Below are 15,537 nucleotides of genomic sequence, written 5' to 3' on the forward strand. Positions count from 1 at the left end.
ACCCTTGCCCTTCCGACAGTCCTGTGAGCGCCTCGGTCCTCGTCCGGCGGACCGTGCGCGGCGCGACGGCGCTGCGCGGCGGCCGCGTGGGGCGGCTGACCCCGTACCAGTTCTACGGTGCCCTGTTCTGGCTGGTGATGACGCTGGCGTTCTGGCGGATCCCGCTGTGCTGCGACGCCGGACAGCACGCGGCGGTCGTCGAGCGCCTCAAGGCCGATCTGCTGCATCCGGCCCACACCATGGCCGATCTGCCAGGTGAGGGCAGCCCGTACTACGGGCCGTACGCCGTCACCCAGGGCGTCCTGGCGCGGCTGACGGGGCTGTCGGGCTGGGCGGTCGTGAAGCTCGCCGGGCCGGTGCACCTGGTGGTGCTGCTGACGGGGATCGGCCGCTTCGTCCGGGCCCTCACCCCGCGCCCGTGGGCGCCGGTGCTGGCCCTGCTGTTCATGACGCTGCTGTGGGGCACTACGCGGATCCTGTGGAGCGGCTACCTCGGGCTGATGTCGATGACGACGAGCCTGGGCTATCCGTCCGCGGCCGCGATCGGCGTGACGTTCTGGGCGTGGGCCTGGACCTGCACGCGCGCCCGGGACGACGCCCCCGCCGTCCGCTTCGTCGGCCCGAGCGGGCTCGGCGGCTGGTGGGGGTACGCCGGGATCGGCGCCCTGTACGGGCTGATCCTGCTCACCCACCCCGTCACGGCGGCCTCGGCGTTCATCGGCGCGGTGGCGATCGTGGCGTCCCGGCAGCGGGGGTGGCGCCGGCCGGTCGTGGCGCGCTGGGTGCTCGCCGTCGCGGTGTGCGCGGCGGTCGCCCTGTCCTGGCCGTACTACGACGTCCTGACGCTGGTGGGCGACACCGGCATGGACGCGATGCACCGGCAGCTGTACGAGCGGATGCTCGCCAACTCCTGGCTGGCGCTGCTCGGCCTGCCCGCGCTGTGGGGGCGGGCCCGCCGGTCGGTGCGTGACCCGCTGGTGCTGATGTTTGTGCTGGAGTGCCTGCTGCTGGCGTACGGCTGGGTGAGCGGGCACTACACGTACGCCCGGGCCCTGTGGGCGGTGCTGGTGCCGCTCCAGTTCGCGCTGGCGGTGGAGCTGGCGGCGCCCCGGCCGTGGCGGCGGGCCCGGAGGGTGCTGGGCGGGGCGGCGGCGGCCGGGGTGTGCGTCGGGTTCGTCACCGTGCACGCCGGGGCGGTGGTGCCGCGCTCGGTCGACCCGGTGGGGTTCACGCAGCCGACGCGCTGGCCGTCGTACGACTGGGCGGCGCGGCACATCGGACCGGGCGAGGTGGTGATCACCGACGGGTACTTCGCCAGTCACGCCATCGCCGGGTACGGGCCGAATCTGGCCGCGCCGATCTGGCCCGACCCCGCCCTCGACGAGCGGGAGCGGGGGCGCCGGGCGGCCGATGTCCGCGCCTACCTGGCCCCCGATGCGACCCGCGCCGAGCGGGCCGCCGTCGTCCGCCGCTACCACGTGCGCTGGCTGCTGCTGACGCGCTGGCACCCGGTGCCCGAGGAGGCCGTGGTGGTGGCGTGGAGCAGACGGACGGGGGAGGTGCTGGCGCGGGTCGGTGGGTGACGTGCCGGTCCTACTCGATGACGAGGTCGACCTCGATGTTGCCGCGGGTGGCGTTGGAGTACGGGCAGACCTGGTGGGCCTGCTCGACCAGCTTGCGGCCGGTCGCCTCGTCCACGCTGTCGGGGAGCTCGACGCGGAGGGTGACGGCGAGCCCGAAGCCCTCGCCCTGCTTGCCTATGGAGACCTCGGCGGTCACGGCGGCGTCGCTGACGTCGACCTTGGCCTGGCGGCCGACGAGACCGAGGGCGCTGCCGAAGCAGGCGGCGTAACCGGCGGCGAAGAGCTGCTCGGGGTTGGTGCCCTGGCCGTTGCCGCCCAGTGCCTCGGGCATGCCCAGCGCGAGGTCCAGCACGCCGTCGGAGCTGACGGCGCGGCCCTCGCGGCCGTGGGTGGCGGTGGCGACAGCGGTGTAGAGCGCGTCCATGGAAAACCTTCCCTCTCACGTCAACGTTCGGCGGCCCGCTTCCGGGGCCGCCTGACATCCAGGATTAGAGCACACAATTAAGTTGTGTGCAATTGAATGACGGGCACGAGCTACCCTGGAGGCATGAACCCGCCGGACGACGACTGGCTCCGCCTGGACCAGCAGATCTGCTTCTCCCTGCACGCGGCATCCCGCGCCTTCAACGGCGTCTACCGCGGGATCCTCAAGGACCTCGGGCTCACATACCCCCAGTACCTGGTGATGCTGGTGCTGTGGGAGCACGACGAGCTGCCCGTGAAGAAGCTCGGGGAGCATCTGCGCCTGGACTCCGGCACGCTGTCGCCGCTGCTCAAGCGGCTGGAGGCGGCAGGGCTCGTCCGCCGGGAGCGCAGCGCGCGCGACGAGCGGTCGGTGGAGGTACGGCTGACCGAGGAGGGCGTAGCGCTGCGGCGGCGGGCCCTTCAGGTACCGCGCCGGATCGCCGCCTCGACCGGGTTCGACGTCGACGAGATCCGCGTCCTGCGCGCCCGCCTCGACGAGCTCACCACGGCCCTGGACGCGGCGGCGCTCGCGGAGGCGTCGGGCGGTTCGCCTGCGGCAGACGAGCGGTCGTAGCGGAGCCGGGGGACTCGCCGGGGGACGCACGCGACTCACGGTGGACGCGCGCCGTTCGCCGGAGGGTGCGCCGGGTGGCTCACGGTGGACGCGCGCCGTTCGCCGGAGGGTGCGCCGGGTGGCTCGTCGGTGGATGGCTCGTCGGTGGCCGGTACCTCGGCGGGCGGTACGCCGCCGTGCGGTAGGCCGCCGTGCGGTAGGCCAGCGGGCGGATCACCGGCGGGCGCGGCGTCGGCGATCACCACATCGGCGGACCGCTCGTCGGCGGTCGCTACCCAGGCGGACGTACCTCGGCGGACGACTCACCGACGGTCGTCACGTCGGCGGACAGTTCATCGGCGGTCGCTGCGTCGGCGGGCGGCTCGTCGGCGGACGCGACGCCGGTGGACGGCACGTCGGCGGACGGCACGTCGGCCGGCGCCCTCCGTACGTGGAGGCGGAGGATCACCCCGTCCCGGGTGTGCTCCTCCCGGACGGTGAACTCCTCCGCCAGGACGGACAGTTTCGTGCGCTCGACCGGATCGGGCGGAGACCAGCGCGGGTCCAGCGCGTACGCCTCGGCGACGACCCAGACTCGGTCCACCGAGGCGAGCCGGTGCCGCAGTTCCCCGGGGGTCGCCTCACGGCCCCACAGTGTCCCGGACCGGGGCGCCGACTCCCGCAGCGCGATGTCCCGGACCTGCCGGAACCCCTTCGGGTAGGCCAGCGCGGCGAGCCTCCCGACCGACGGCACGAACAGCACCGGGTCGCCGGGGCACATCTGGCGGAGGGCGAGCGCGGAGACGACGGCGAGGTTGTCGGGGCGGTGGGCGGCGGACCGGTGCTGGCGGTGGACGGGGAGGTGGTGGACGAAGGTGACGGTGAGGGCGAGGACGCCGGTGACGCCCAGCAGGGCGCGCACCTGCCGGCCGCCGACCCGCACCCGGCGCCCCTCGAACCGCACCCGCCCCAGCACCCCGCTCACCCGCCCGGCCCCGGCGGCCACCAGCAGGGACGCTCCCGCCAGGGAGTAGAGCACGTACCGCTCGTGGAACAGCGGCCGCACCTGCGACACGGTCATAAGGATCCCCGGCGGCACGAGCAGCAGCGGGAGCGCGACCGCCGCCGGCCGCCGCGTCCGGAGCCCGACGGCCATCAGCAGCAGCGACGCCCAGAAGACCACCCCGACCGGCCCGGGAGAGAAGTGCCGCACCAGCCTCTCGGCCTTGTCCCACCCGGGCGTCACCAGCCACGCCACCTGCCCGGACTGCCCCTGCGACACCCACACCAGCGGCAGCAGGAGCAGCACGACCGCTCCCGCCGCACGTCCCCAGCCGGACCAAACCCTCCTCGGCACCCGTATGAGGGCCAGCGTCGCCGCGTGCGCGCACAGCACCAGCACCGCCAGCTCGTGCAGCAGACAGGTCAGGGCGACGACCGTCCCGTACGGCCACCAGGCCCGTGCGGTGGCCGCCTCCACCGCCCTGAGAAGCAGCAGTGTCGCCCCCGCCACGCCCGCCGCGACGAGCGCGTACGACCGTCCCTCCTGGGCGTAGTGGCCGGTCATCGGCGTGATGGCGTAGAGGAGACCGGCCCACAGGCCGACCCGTGTCCCGGCCAGCCGGACGCCGAGGGCCGCGACGAGGCCGGCGGTCGCGGCCGCCGCGCACACCGACGGCAGGCGCAGGACGACCTCGTCCGGGTGGACGGCGAGGACGGCGAGGACGGCGTGCATGAACAGGTAGTACAGGCCGTGCACCGCGTCCACATCGTGCAGCAGCCGCCAGATCTGCGGCACCGTGCGCTGCGCGACCTGGAAGGTGACGCTCTCGTCACCCCACATGCCGCCCCGGTCCAGGCCCCACAGTCCGACCCCCAGCATCACCGCCATGGGAACCGCCACGGGCACCAGGCCCGGGCCGAACCGGCCGCTCCCCCTCGACTGTGCGCTCATCACGGCCCGATTCTGTGACGCTACGCTGGCTTTGGTGACATTTGATGGTGTGTTACCACTTTCATATCATTCGACCGGCTTACGATCCGCCGTAATGAATGCCGTACAGAACCCCGAGAGGCCCCTCCCCCAGGTAGCCGTCGTGGTCATCGGTTACGACGACGCCGCCCATGTGACGGACGCCGTGCGCTCGGCGCTCGCCCAGGGCCCCGCCGTGCGCGAGGTCGTGGCCGTCGACGACTGCTCGACGGACGGCAGCGCCGGTCTCCTCGACCGGCTCGCCGCGTCGGAACCCCGTCTGAAGGTCATCCGCCGCCGGGCCAACAGCGGCGGCTGCGGCACCCCGCGCAACACCGGGCTCGACGCGGTGACCTCGCCGTACGTGATGTTCCTGGACAGCGACGACGTCCTGCCGCCCGGCGCGGTCGACGCGCTGCTCGACGCGGCGACCGGCGCGCACGCGGAGGTCGCGAGCGGCCTGTGCGTACGCCGGGAACTGCCGTCGGGCGGCGAAGTACCCTGGCAGGCACGCCTGTACGCACTCCACTCCGTGGTACCGCACCCCGCGCAACGCCCGCGCCTGGTCCACGACACGCTCTGCGTCAACAAGCTCTACCGCACCGGCTTCCTGCGCGAGCACGGCATCCGCTTCCCCGAGGGCCGCTTCCCGTACGAGGACGTCGTCTTCACCGCGCGTGTGCTGGCCGCGGCCCCGCGCATCGCCCTGGTCCCGGACCGGGTGTACGTCTGGCACGTGCGCCGGTCCGCCGAGCGGCTGTCGATCTCGCTGGACCGGTCCGGTGTCGGGAACTGGCGGGCCCGTACGGAGGCGTGCCGGCAGGCGTACGAGATCCTGCTGGGCGCCGGGCAGAAGGAACTCGCGCGGGTCGCGCGCGCCAAGTTCCTCGACCACGACCTGCGGATGTACATGCGTGAACTGGGGTTGCGCGACGCCGCCTACCGGCGTGCGTGGTGGGAGATCACGCGGGCGCATCTCGCGGAGTACGACGCGGACGACTGGGCCCGCGACCCGGCCGCTCCCGGCCGGCTGGTCGGGCGCGTCGTCCTGGCCTCCCCGGAGCCGTGCGACCTGCCCCGGCTGCGGGAGCTGGCGGCCCGCCCGGCCCGGCTGTACCCGCCGTACACCCGTGCCGCCGACGGCACACCCGTCTGGTCGGAGGACCTCCCGCAGGTCTCCCTGGAGCCCCTGCTCACCCGGCCCGTGCACATGCTGCCCCTGGCCGTCGACGCGGAGCTGCGGCCACGCGCGCGTGGCGCCCGGCTGCGGCTGCGCCTGCACGAGCTGTACAGCCGGGTGGCGCAGGCGGGCCCGGAGGCGGTGGAGGTGGAGTGGCGACACCGGGACGCTGGCGCCGAGGTGGTCCGCGGTACGACCGCCCTGGTGCCGTCGGGCGGCACCTGGTCGGCGAAGACGACCGTGGACCTCCCCGCGCTGGCCGCACACGGCGTGGGCACCTGGGATCTGCGCCTTCGTATCCGCTTCCGCGACGGCGTGAGCCGCGACGTCACGGCGCACGCCCTCACGGGCGCCGGTCTGCTGCGCCGCAGCGCCGTCCCGAGCGCCCGCCACGGCGTGGTCCTCGTGCAGCCGTACGCCACCCACTCCGGCGCGCTGGCACTGCGCGTCGCGCCCGGCGCACGCGGTGTGCTGTCCGTCGCACGCGGAAGGCTGCGCCGCCTGCTTCACTGAGAGCACGACGCGTATCGGCACGGAGCACCACCACCACGGGCCAACTGACGAGGGGACGGCCGCACATGACCTGGTTGATCACCGGCGGCGCCGGCTACATCGGGGCGCACGTCGTACGGGCGATGACCGCGGCGGGGGAACAGGCGGTGGTGTACGACGACCTGTCCACCGGTATCGCCGAGCGCGTGCCCGACGGAGTGCCGCTGGTGATGGGCTCGACGCTGGACGGCGAGCGGCTCGCGCGCACCCTCGCGGACCACTCGGTCACCGGCGTCGTCCACCTCGCGGCGAAGAAGCAGGTGGGCGAGTCGGTCGAGCAGCCGCTGCACTACTACCGGGAGAACGTCGAGGGCCTGCGGGTCCTGCTCGACGCGGTGACGGCGGCGCGGGTGCCGTCCTTCGTCTTCTCCTCCTCGGCGGCGGTGTACGGCATGCCGGACGTGGACCTGGTCACGGAGGAGACGCCCTGCGTGCCCATGTCGCCCTACGGCGAGACGAAGCTGGCCGGTGAGTGGCTGGTGCGCGCGACCGGCCGGGCGACCGGGCTGTCGACCGCGTCCCTGCGCTACTTCAACGTGGCGGGCGCGGCGGGCCCGGAACTCGCGGACGTCGGTGTCTTCAACCTCGTCCCGATGGTCTTCGAGAAGCTCACGGAGGACGCGCCCCCGCGCATCTTCGGCGACGACTACCCGACCCCGGACGGCACCTGCGTACGCGACTACATCCACGTCGTCGACCTGGCCGAGGCCCATGTCGCCGCGGCCCGGGTCCTGCGCTCCTCCCCCGGCCGCGACCTCACGCTCAACATCGGCCGGGGCGAGGGCGTCTCCGTCCGCGAGATGATCGACCGCATCAACACGGTCACCGGCTACGACCGGCCGCCCACGGTCACGCCGCGCCGCCCGGGCGACCCGGCCCGCGTCGTCGCCTCCGCCGAGCGCGCGGCCGCGGAGCTGGGCTGGAAGGCCCGGCACGACGTCCAGGACATGATCACCTCGGCGTGGGAGGGCTGGGTACGCCTGCACCCGGAGGCGGCGCGGGGCTGATCGGCGCCGGGCCGACGACAGGGGTCCACTCGCGGACCGAGCGCACCGCGACGCCGGGGGTGCGGTAGTAGTAGGGGTCTTCGTGCAGGATCTCGTCCAGACGTGCCCGGTCGACCGTGAAGAGCAGGAGGGCGCCGGTGTCGTCGGCCCACGGGCCGGCGGCTGCCAGGTGTCCGTCGGCGTGCAGACGGGCGAGGGTCTCGCGGTGTGCGGGACGGGCGGCCAGGCGCTCCGGGGCAGGGGCGAAGGCGAGTTCCACGGCGAACACGGGGGTCCTTTCCGGGCCGGTGTACGGAGTCGGCGGTGAGGTTACGCTCGGGGCGCCGGATGGTGCTGTATCACGCGATACAGACGGGAGTTGGTGTGGACGGGCACGGATGGCGGCGGCTGCGGGACGTACCGCTGTTCGCACGGTTGCCGGACGCCGACCTGGTCGCCCTGTGGAACGTGTCCGTACCGCGCCGCTACGCCGCCGGGGAGGTGCTGCGGATGCAGGGCGAGCCGGCCGATCATCTGCTCGTGCTGCTGAGCGGGAGCACGGCGGCGTCCGCGGCGACGGCGGGTGGGCGCGTGGTGCGGTTCGGCACGTGGAGGGGGCCGTGCGCGCTGGACAAGGTGGCGCTGCTCGACCGGGCGGGCCACACCGCGACGTTCACGGCGGTCGGGGCGTGCAGCGTGCGCGCCGTGCCGCGAGCGCGGTTCATGACGCTGCTCGACGACTCGGCGGCGGTCCGCGCACATGTACTGCGGCTGCTGGCCGCCCAGGCACGCGCCCAGCAGGACCGGCTGACGGTCACGATGACCCTGCCGTGCGAGGCACGCCTCGCGGCCTGGCTGCTGGAAGCGGCGGCCGACAGCGGGCCTCTGGTCTCCCTGCCCGGCTCCCAGCAGGGGCTCGCCGACCTGCTCGGTGTCACCCGGGTGACGGTGAACCGCGCACTGTCCCGCCTCCGGGGTGACGGCCTGGTCCGTCCGGCACCGGACGGCCGGATCGAACTGCTCGCCCCGGAGCTGCTCGCGCAGCGCGCCACCCGGCACAGCTGACGGGCGCCTCCGGCCCTACAACGCCTTCAACGCCCCCGCCGTGGCCCGGGCCAGCGCCCCCAGATACCCCTTGGGCAGCTTCGGGCTGCGGATCACCACCGAGCGCCAGTAGAGCGGCCCGGAGATCAGGTCGAGGGCCAGGTCGTGGTCGAGGCCCCGGCGGAGCTCGCCGCGGGCTTCCGCCGCCGTGACGATGCCGGTCGCGACCCCGTCCTGGCCCTCGCGCAGGGCCTTCTGGAGGGCCTCGGCGATCTCGGGGTTGCGGGCCGCCTCGGCCTGGAGGTCGGGGATGATCTGCGAGGCGACGGGGTGGCGCAGGGCGCGGGACGTCACCTCGTACAGCAGCCGCAGGTCGCCCTCCAGCGAGCCGGTGTCCGGCGCGGGCAGGCCCTGCACGGCGAGCGCCGAGACGATGTCGAGGACCAGGTGCAGCTTCGAGCGCCAGCGGCGGTACACCGCCGTCTTCCCGACCCCCGCCCGGCGCGCGATCCCCTCGATGGACATCCGCGCGTAGCCGACGGCCGCGAGCTCCTCGAAGACGGCCGCCCGGATGGCTTCCGTCACGTCCTCCCGCAGTACGGCCGCCCCCGCGGGGGCCCGGCGGCGCCGGGGCTGCTGGGGCTCGTCGGGCTTCGTCGTCATGCCGACAGCATAGGGCGTCACGACGAAACGGTTGCGTTCCGACGTTCGGCCGACGTACGCTCCCGTTACGACGATACGGTCCCGTCCCGACGTAAGAAGCCGTGAAGAGTCCGGTAAGAACCGCCTCATCCCCTCGCTCTTCACGCCCCACAGGTCCCACACCCCCCGAACGAAAGCAGCGGATGTGAGCCAGGTCCTCCACACACCGCCCCAAGCACCGGCCCCGGCCGACGACGACCTCGCGGCCCTCGCCGCCCGCCACGGCCTCTCCGTCAGCGGCGCCCGCCCCTCCCTGCCCGAGTACGTCCGCCAGTTGTGGGCCCGCCGCCACTTCATCACCGCGTTCGCCACCGCCAAGCTCACCGCCCAGTACAGCCAGGCGAAGCTCGGCCAGGTCTGGCAGGTGATGACCCCGCTGCTGAACGCGGCGGTGTACTACTTCATCTTCGGCGTGCTGCTCGGCACCAAGCACGGCGTGCCGGACTACATCCCGTTCCTGGTCACGGGCGTGTTCATCTGGACGTTCACGCAGAGCTCGATCATGGCGGGCACCCGCGCCATCTCCGGCAACCTCGGCCTGGTGCGCGCCCTGCACTTCCCGCGGGCCGCGCTGCCCCTGTCGTTCTGCCTCCAGCAGCTCCAGCAGCTGATGTTCTCGATGGGCGCCCTGGTCGTCATCCTGCTCTGCTTCGGCGTGCCGGTCGGGGTGTCCTGGCTGCTGGCGCTGCCGGCGCTGTTCCTCCAGTTCACGTTCAACGCGGGCGTCTCCATGGTCATGGCGCGGATGGGCGCCAAGACCCCGGACATCGCCCAGCTGATGCCGTTCGTGCTGCGCACCTGGATGTACGTCTCGGGTGTCATGTGGAGCATCGACAAGCTGGCGCAGAAGGACAGCCTCCCGCACCTGGTCACGGTGGCCCTGGCGGCCAACCCGGCCGCCGTCTACATCGACCTGATGCGCTTCGCCCTGATCGACAGCTTCCACGCGAGCCAGCTCCCGCCCCACGTGTGGGCGCTCGCCGCCGGCTGGGCGTTGGTCGCCGGCGTCGGCGGCTTCATCTACTTCTGGAAGGCTGAGGAGACGTACGGCCGTGGCTGAGCACCTGAGCGAGAAGATCCCCACCGTCGTCGCCGACGGCGTCGACATCGTCTACCGCGTCAACGGCACCGGCGCCGGACGCGGCTCCGCGACCGCCGCCCTCAACCGCATGCTGCGCCGCAAGCAGACCGAGAAGGCGTCGGGCGTGCGCCGGGTGCACGCCGTGAAGAACGTGTCCTTCGTCGCGTACCGGGGCGAGGCGATCGGCCTGATCGGCACCAACGGCTCCGGCAAGTCGACCCTGCTGAAGGCCGTCGCCGGGCTCCTCCCCGTGGAGAACGGCCGTATCCACACCGACGGCCAGCCCTCCCTGCTCGGCGTCAACGCGGCCCTGATGAACGACCTGACCGGCGAGCGCAACGTGTACCTCGGCGGCCTGGCCATGGGCATGTCCCGCGAGCAGATCAAGGAGCGCTACCAGGACATCGTCGACTTCTCCGGTATCAACGAGAAGGGCGACTTCATCACGCTGCCGATGCGCACGTACTCCTCGGGCATGGCCGCGCGGCTGCGGTTCTCCATCGCCGCCGCCAAGGACCACGACGTGCTGCTGATCGACGAGGCGCTGGCCACCGGCGACCGCTCCTTCCAGAAGCGCTCGGAGGACCGCATCCGCGAGCTGCGCAAGCACGCCGGGACGGTGTTCCTGGTCAGCCACAACAACAAGTCGATCCGCGACACCTGCGACCGCGTGCTGTGGCTGGAGCGCGGCGAGCTGCGCATGGACGGGCCGACGGAGGAGGTCCTCAAGGAGTACGAGGCGTTCACCGGTGACAAGTCCGCCAAGCCGAAGCCGAAGGTGCCGGTTCCCTCGTGAGGCGTGCCCCGGTCGATCCTTTTGTCGCATTGATGGCACCATGAGCGAATAAGGTCCGCCTGCCGCGACGGGATGGAGGAGCCCTGTGATGCCCGAGCTCAGCGTCATCGTCCACGGGCCGAACGTTCAGGACCATCTGACGGAGCTCCTCTCCTCCCTCGCCGCCCACCCCCTGCCGGACGCCGAGCTGATCGTGGCCGCGGTCGGCGACTGGGCCCGGGAGACGGCCGGGCGGCACACACCGGACGTGCAGGTCGTTCCGCTGCCGGACGGCACGGGCGGCGCCGCGGCCCGGGCGGCGGGGGCGGCGCGGGCCTCCGGCCGCTGGCTGCACTTCGTCCACGCCAAGGACGGACTGCCCGCCGGCGCCCTGCGCACGGTCGCCGAGCGGGTGGCCGAGCTGCCCGGCGAGGTGGACGTCCTGCTCCTCGACCACGTCCGCAGCACCTGGCACACCTCCGGCATGCCCTCCCGGGACGGCTCCCTGCTCGCCCGGGCGGGCCGGGCCGACGTCACCCTCGACGACTGCGCGCCCCTGCTGCGGCTGACCCCGCTGCTCGGCACCCGCGTGCTGCGCGCGGACTTCTGGCGAGCGCACGAGCAGCGGCTCACCACCGACGACGAGCCGTACGCCGCCCTGGCCGCCCTGCTGCTCGCCGACCGCGTCGCCTGCCTGCCGCACGTCGCCTACGAGGACCGCAGGCTGCGCCCCGCGAGCCTGCCCCCGGTCACTCCCGAGCAGCGCTACGGCCTCGTCGAGCGCTACGAGTCGCTCCTCGACCTCACCCGGAACCGCCGCGCCGCCCACGCCGTGCTCTACGACGTCATGGTCCGCGACTGCCTGCGCACCTTCGCGCGCGGCGGCATGGCGGAGGAGGTGGCGCGGGAGTTCTTCCGGCGGGCGTCCCTGGCCGCCCTGCGCCGCCGTCCCGAGGGCTACCGGCGCCCGGCCGGTCTCGAAGGCGTCCGCCGCTCCCTGCTGGAAGAGGGCGCCTACGGCAGGTACCGGGCCTTCCAGGCCGTCAACCGCACCCGCCGCACCGCCAAGTCGGCCGTACGGACCCGGAAGCGGCAAGTCGGCGCCAGGCTGCGCGACCACCAGTACCGCAGGGCGCTCGGCCGCCCGGTCAACCCCCACCTGGCGGTGTTCTCGGCGTACTGGAACCGCGGTGTCGCCTGCAACCCGGCCGCGATCGCCGCGAAGCTCGCCGAACTCGCTCCGCAGATCCACCCGGTGTGGGTGGTGACCGAGGAGAACGCGGCCCTGCTGCCGCCCGGCACCGACCACGTCGTGCCCGGCAGCCGCCGCTACTGGGAGGTGCTGGCGAGTGCCAAGTACCTCGTCAACAACGTCAACTTCCCCAACGCGGTGGTCAAACGCCCCGACGCGATCCACCTCCAGACCCACCACGGCACGCCGCTGAAGCGCATGGGCATCGACCAGATGGCGTATCCGGCGGCCGCGCAGGGCCTGGACTTCCAGGCGCTGCTGGAGCGTATCGACAAGTGGGACTACAGCGTCTCCGCCAACAGCCACACCACGCGCATGTGGGAGCGCGCGTACCCGTCGCACTACGTCTCCCTCGACCACGGCTATCCGCGCAACGACGTCTACTACACGGCCGGCGCGCAGGACATCCGCAGCGTCCGCGACAGGCTCGGCATCGCGCCGGGCCGGCGGGCCGTCCTCTACGCGCCCACCCACCGCGACTACGAGGCCGGCTGGACCCCGCGCCTGGACCTCGCCGCCCTCGCCGACCGCCTCGGCGACGACACGGTCCTGCTCGTCCGCGGCCACTACTTCTACGGCGGCGCGGCCTCGCCGCTCACCAACCTGCGCCGCACGGGCCGGATCATCGACGTCTCCTCCTACGACCCGGTGGAGGAGCTGTGCCTGGCGGCGGACGCCCTGGTCACGGACTACTCCTCGATCATGTTCGACTACGCCAACCTCGACCGACCGATCGTCATCCACGCCGACGACTGGGAGACGTACCGCACGACCCGCGGCGTCTACTTCGACCTGATGGCCGAGGCCCCGGGCCCCGTCGCCCGCACCCAGCAGGAGCTGACGGAGATCCTCACCACCGAGGCCTGGCGCGACGAGGGCGCGGCGAAGACCCGGGCCGTCTTCCGGCGCCGGTTCTGCGAGTACGACGACGGACGCGCCGCCGAACGCGTCGTGCGCCGGGTCTTCCTCGGTCAGGACGAACGGGACCTGCCGCCGGTGCTGCCGATCGAGGAACGCACCCCGGCCCCGGCCCCGCAGGAGGCGACCGCATGAGCACCCCCGACGCCACCGTGACGGTCATCGTCTACAACGACGCCGAACGCCTCACCCGCGCGGTCGACTCGGTCCGCCGGCAGACCCACGCGAACGTGGAGATCGTCATCAGCGACGACCACTCGACGGACGAGACGCCGGATGTGGCACGGCGTCTCGCGGCCGAGGATCCCCGCGTCCGCCATCTCCGCCTGGAGCGGAACAGCGGCGGTTGCAGCGTTCCGCGCAACCGCGCCCTGGAGACCGCCCGGGCGCCGTACCTGATGTTCCTGGACAGCGACGACGAACTCCCCGACGACGCCGTCGAACTGCTGCTCGCCGCGCACCGCGAACGCGAGATCGACTTCGCGATGGGCGCGGTGCAGCGCGTCCGGGTCGACAACGGCCGCCGCTCGACGTGGATGCCGCACCTGGTCGCCGAGCGCCGCACCCTCGGCGGCATCGAGGCCGACCCGCGTCTGCTCTTCGAGCACCTCGCCACCAGCAAGATGTACGCCCGCGCCTTCCTCGACCGGCACGGTCTGCGCTTCCCCGAGGGCATCCACTACGAGGACCAGCTGTTCTCGGCTCAGGCGTACTGCCTGGCCAAGTCCTTCACGATCATCCCGGAGCCGGTCTACCGGTGGTACGTGGCCCCGTTCGCCGCCTCCGAGGCCGCGTCGATCTCCAACCAGCGGCACAAGCTCACCAACGTCCGCGACCGCGTCCACGTCCAGCACCTCATCGACGCGTTCCTGGCGGAGAGCGGGCACGAGTCGCTGCGGGAGGACAAGGACCACAAGTTCCTCAAGCACGACTTCCGGATGTACGCCGGTGACCTGCCCTACCGGGACGAGGAGTGGCTGTCCTCCTTCGCGGACATCGTCACGCCGTACCTGGACACGCTCACCCCGGGCGCGTTCGCCCGCCTCCCCCGCGCCGAACGAGTCGTCATCCAGCTGATCCGCGACCACCGCCTGCCGGAGGCCAGGCTGGCGGCACGGGGCCTCGGTCACGGAGTGGCCCCGAGGCAGGTGACGACGGACGAACAGGGCCACACCTACTGGGGCGCCCACATCCCATCCTCCGAATGGTCCCGCCACGAACTGGACATCTCGGACTTGGAACTGGAGACGCGCCCCTTCCCGAGCGCCCAGTTCCGCCACGAGATCACGGAGATCACCCGGGGCCCGGGCGCCTCGGTCGACCTCACCATCCGCACGTACGACCCGGCCCTGCGTCTCCCGGTCGGCCCCCGACGCGCGACTCTCCTCATCTCCCCGGGCCGACGCCGCCTCCGCGTCCCCTTCCGCCTCTCCCCCGTACGCCCCGGCATCTTCGAGGGCCACGCCCACCTGGACCTGGCAGCGGCCCCCCTCCCCTTCCACGGCTTCGCCGGAGTCCGCCACCCGCTGCTCCGCCTGGAACACCAGGGCTTGTCCCACACGGGCCTCCTCCTGGCCCCGCTGACCTTCCCGTCGTTGACGACCCAGGTGCCGTCCCACCGCCTGACGGTAGAACCGGAGGGCCACGGCCCGGGCCGCTTGCAGGTCCGCTGGGAACCGGTGGGCGTGACGGCGAGGGTGGTACGCCCCGTGGTGCGACGGGTGGCCCGACCGAGGGTGAAGAGGGCAGCGCGTTTGCTGGCAAGCGCGCTGAAGTAGGCCCGACCGGCTGCGGGCAGTCGTGCCATTGGGGCGGCACGGGTGGGCGCAACGGCACCCGCCACGCCGGGCTGCGGGCCCACCCGACCTCACAGCGTCGTACAGCTCATCGCACCACGGCGTAGAGCACCTGTCCCCCAGGCCCCCGAGCCACCTCCCGCAACCCCGCACCACGCCCGGCGGCACCACCCGTATCCACAACCCACCGCACCCCGTACTCCCGAAGAATCTCCCCCCGCTCCCGCCCCGACGTCCCCTCCGCGAAATACCTCCGCACAGCCCCTTCCCGCCGCCCCTCATCCGGCAGGAAGAAGTCGGGATACCCGGGCGCCACGGTGTACGCCCCATACGCGGGGATCTGCCGAGCCGGCCGCCCAGCCCGGGCCATCACCACATCCCCGTACCTCACCCAGGGCGTCATCCAGTGGTACCCCTCCCACGGCCGTCGGTACTTCTCCGCGACGGCCTCCGGCAGGTTCCCCCGCTTCACCACGTACCCGATCGTCCCCACCTGCGTCCAAGCCCCCACGACCAACGCCGCCCCCAACGCACACGCCCACCCCACCCGCGCCCCCCGCCGCCCGGCCTCCCCCACCTCAACCGCCACCGCCACCTGCGCCGGAATCAACGCCGCCGGCAACGCCCGCCCCCACGACCAGTGCCCGCTCAGCCCGCCCGCCGCCACCACGACCACCC

General features: G+C 72.9%; 13 protein-coding genes and 1 pseudogene. 9 read left to right on the forward strand and 5 right to left on the reverse strand.

The window, feature by feature from the left end; genetic code table 11:
• Nucleotides 1–23 precede the first annotated feature (23 nt).
• Nucleotides 24–1,583 carry a hypothetical protein gene (locus AOQ53_RS28125; protein WP_059421473.1) on the forward strand — a complete coding sequence of 520 codons (1,560 nt, stop codon included), beginning with the start codon at nt 24–26 and terminating at the stop codon, nt 1,581–1,583.
• Between the two features lie 10 nt (nt 1,584–1,593).
• Here the strand turns inward: AOQ53_RS28125 and AOQ53_RS28130 are convergent, their stop codons facing one another.
• Nucleotides 1,594–2,007, reverse strand: a complete 414-nt coding sequence (locus AOQ53_RS28130) for an organic hydroperoxide resistance protein (RefSeq protein WP_059421475.1) — start codon at nt 2,005–2,007, stop codon at nt 1,594–1,596.
• Between the two features lie 123 nt (nt 2,008–2,130).
• Between AOQ53_RS28130 and AOQ53_RS28135 the strand changes: the two genes are divergently transcribed.
• Nucleotides 2,131–2,622, forward strand: coding sequence for a MarR family winged helix-turn-helix transcriptional regulator (locus AOQ53_RS28135; RefSeq protein WP_236711849.1), 492 nt, complete (start codon nt 2,131–2,133; stop codon nt 2,620–2,622).
• Nucleotides 2,623–2,893: 271 nt separating this feature from the next.
• On the opposite strand, the gene AOQ53_RS28140 is transcribed toward AOQ53_RS28135, so the two are convergent.
• The gene (locus AOQ53_RS28140; RefSeq protein WP_408055196.1) at nt 2,894–4,555 is read right to left on the reverse strand and encodes a glycosyltransferase family 39 protein; all 1,662 of its coding nucleotides are present in this window, start codon (nt 4,553–4,555) and stop codon (nt 2,894–2,896) included.
• 94 nt (nt 4,556–4,649) lie between these two features.
• On the opposite strand from AOQ53_RS28140, the gene AOQ53_RS28145 reads away from it, so the two are divergent.
• Entirely contained in the window at nt 4,650–6,266 is a 1,617-nt protein-coding gene (locus AOQ53_RS28145; RefSeq protein ID WP_059421479.1) for a glycosyltransferase family 2 protein, read from the forward strand.
• A 65-nt stretch (nt 6,267–6,331) separates the two neighbouring features.
• A complete protein-coding gene (galE, locus tag AOQ53_RS28150) occupies nt 6,332–7,312 on the forward strand; it encodes a UDP-glucose 4-epimerase GalE (protein ID WP_059421480.1) in 981 nt (326 codons plus the stop codon).
• Here galE and AOQ53_RS28155 read toward each other — a convergent pair.
• Nucleotides 7,257–7,580, reverse strand: a complete 324-nt coding sequence (locus AOQ53_RS28155) for a YciI family protein (protein ID WP_059421482.1) — start codon at nt 7,578–7,580, stop codon at nt 7,257–7,259. The two genes, galE and AOQ53_RS28155, sit on opposite strands and share 56 nt — an antisense overlap.
• A gap of 95 nt (nt 7,581–7,675) precedes the next feature.
• Between AOQ53_RS28155 and AOQ53_RS28160 the strand changes: the two genes are divergently transcribed.
• Complete coding sequence (locus AOQ53_RS28160; protein ID WP_236711850.1) at nt 7,676–8,356, forward strand: Crp/Fnr family transcriptional regulator; 681 nt, start codon at nt 7,676–7,678, stop codon at nt 8,354–8,356.
• A 15-nt stretch (nt 8,357–8,371) separates the two neighbouring features.
• Here AOQ53_RS28160 and AOQ53_RS28165 read toward each other — a convergent pair whose 3' ends face one another.
• Nucleotides 8,372–8,998, reverse strand: a complete 627-nt coding sequence (locus tag AOQ53_RS28165; RefSeq protein WP_059421486.1) for a TetR/AcrR family transcriptional regulator — start codon at nt 8,996–8,998, stop codon at nt 8,372–8,374.
• A 184-nt stretch (nt 8,999–9,182) separates the two neighbouring features.
• Between AOQ53_RS28165 and AOQ53_RS28170 the strand changes: the two genes are divergently transcribed.
• The 4 genes from AOQ53_RS28170 (at nt 9,183) to AOQ53_RS28185 (ending at nt 14,841) form a co-directional block, all read left to right on the forward strand.
• Nucleotides 9,183–10,097 carry an ABC transporter permease gene (locus AOQ53_RS28170; protein WP_059421487.1) on the forward strand — a complete coding sequence of 305 codons (915 nt, stop codon included), beginning with the start codon at nt 9,183–9,185 and terminating at the stop codon, nt 10,095–10,097.
• A complete protein-coding gene (locus AOQ53_RS28175) occupies nt 10,090–10,914 on the forward strand; it encodes an ABC transporter ATP-binding protein (protein ID WP_059421488.1) in 825 nt (274 codons plus the stop codon). Before AOQ53_RS28170 ends, AOQ53_RS28175 begins: the two co-directional genes overlap by 8 nt.
• Before the next feature lie 88 nt (nt 10,915–11,002).
• Complete coding sequence (locus AOQ53_RS28180) at nt 11,003–13,198, forward strand: CDP-glycerol glycerophosphotransferase family protein (RefSeq protein WP_059421489.1); 2,196 nt, start codon at nt 11,003–11,005, stop codon at nt 13,196–13,198.
• Nucleotides 13,195–14,841: a glycosyltransferase family 2 protein gene (locus tag AOQ53_RS28185; RefSeq protein WP_059421490.1), complete on the forward strand. Its 1,647-nt coding sequence runs from the start codon at nt 13,195–13,197 to the stop codon at nt 14,839–14,841. The genes AOQ53_RS28180 and AOQ53_RS28185 overlap by 4 nt, the downstream gene beginning before the upstream one ends.
• 106 nt (nt 14,842–14,947) lie before the next feature.
• Here the strand turns inward: AOQ53_RS28185 and AOQ53_RS46670 are convergent.
• Nucleotides 14,948–15,537 (reverse strand): annotated as a pseudogene (locus AOQ53_RS46670) (hypothetical protein); the annotation flags it as partial.

Origin of the sequence: Streptomyces azureus, from assembly GCF_001270025.1 — a bacterium.
GTDB lineage: Bacteria > Actinomycetota > Actinomycetes > Streptomycetales > Streptomycetaceae > Streptomyces > Streptomyces azureus.

Coding starts and splice junctions, on each gene's coding strand:
- AOQ53_RS28140 (WP_408055196.1), bottom strand. CDS start 4,555: ATGAGCGCACAGTCGAGGGGGAGCGGCCGGTTCGGCCCGGGCCTGGTG.
- AOQ53_RS28130 (WP_059421475.1), bottom strand. CDS start 2,007: ATGGACGCGCTCTACACCGCTGTCGCCACCGCCACCCACGGCCGCGAG.
- AOQ53_RS28180 (WP_059421489.1), top strand. CDS start 11,003: ATGCCCGAGCTCAGCGTCATCGTCCACGGGCCGAACGTTCAGGACCAT.
- AOQ53_RS28145 (WP_059421479.1), top strand. CDS start 4,650: ATGAATGCCGTACAGAACCCCGAGAGGCCCCTCCCCCAGGTAGCCGTC.
- AOQ53_RS28185 (WP_059421490.1), top strand. CDS start 13,195: ATGAGCACCCCCGACGCCACCGTGACGGTCATCGTCTACAACGACGCC.
- AOQ53_RS28135 (WP_236711849.1), top strand. CDS start 2,131: ATGAACCCGCCGGACGACGACTGGCTCCGCCTGGACCAGCAGATCTGC.
- galE (WP_059421480.1), top strand. CDS start 6,332: ATGACCTGGTTGATCACCGGCGGCGCCGGCTACATCGGGGCGCACGTC.
- AOQ53_RS28165 (WP_059421486.1), bottom strand. CDS start 8,998: ATGACGACGAAGCCCGACGAGCCCCAGCAGCCCCGGCGCCGCCGGGCC.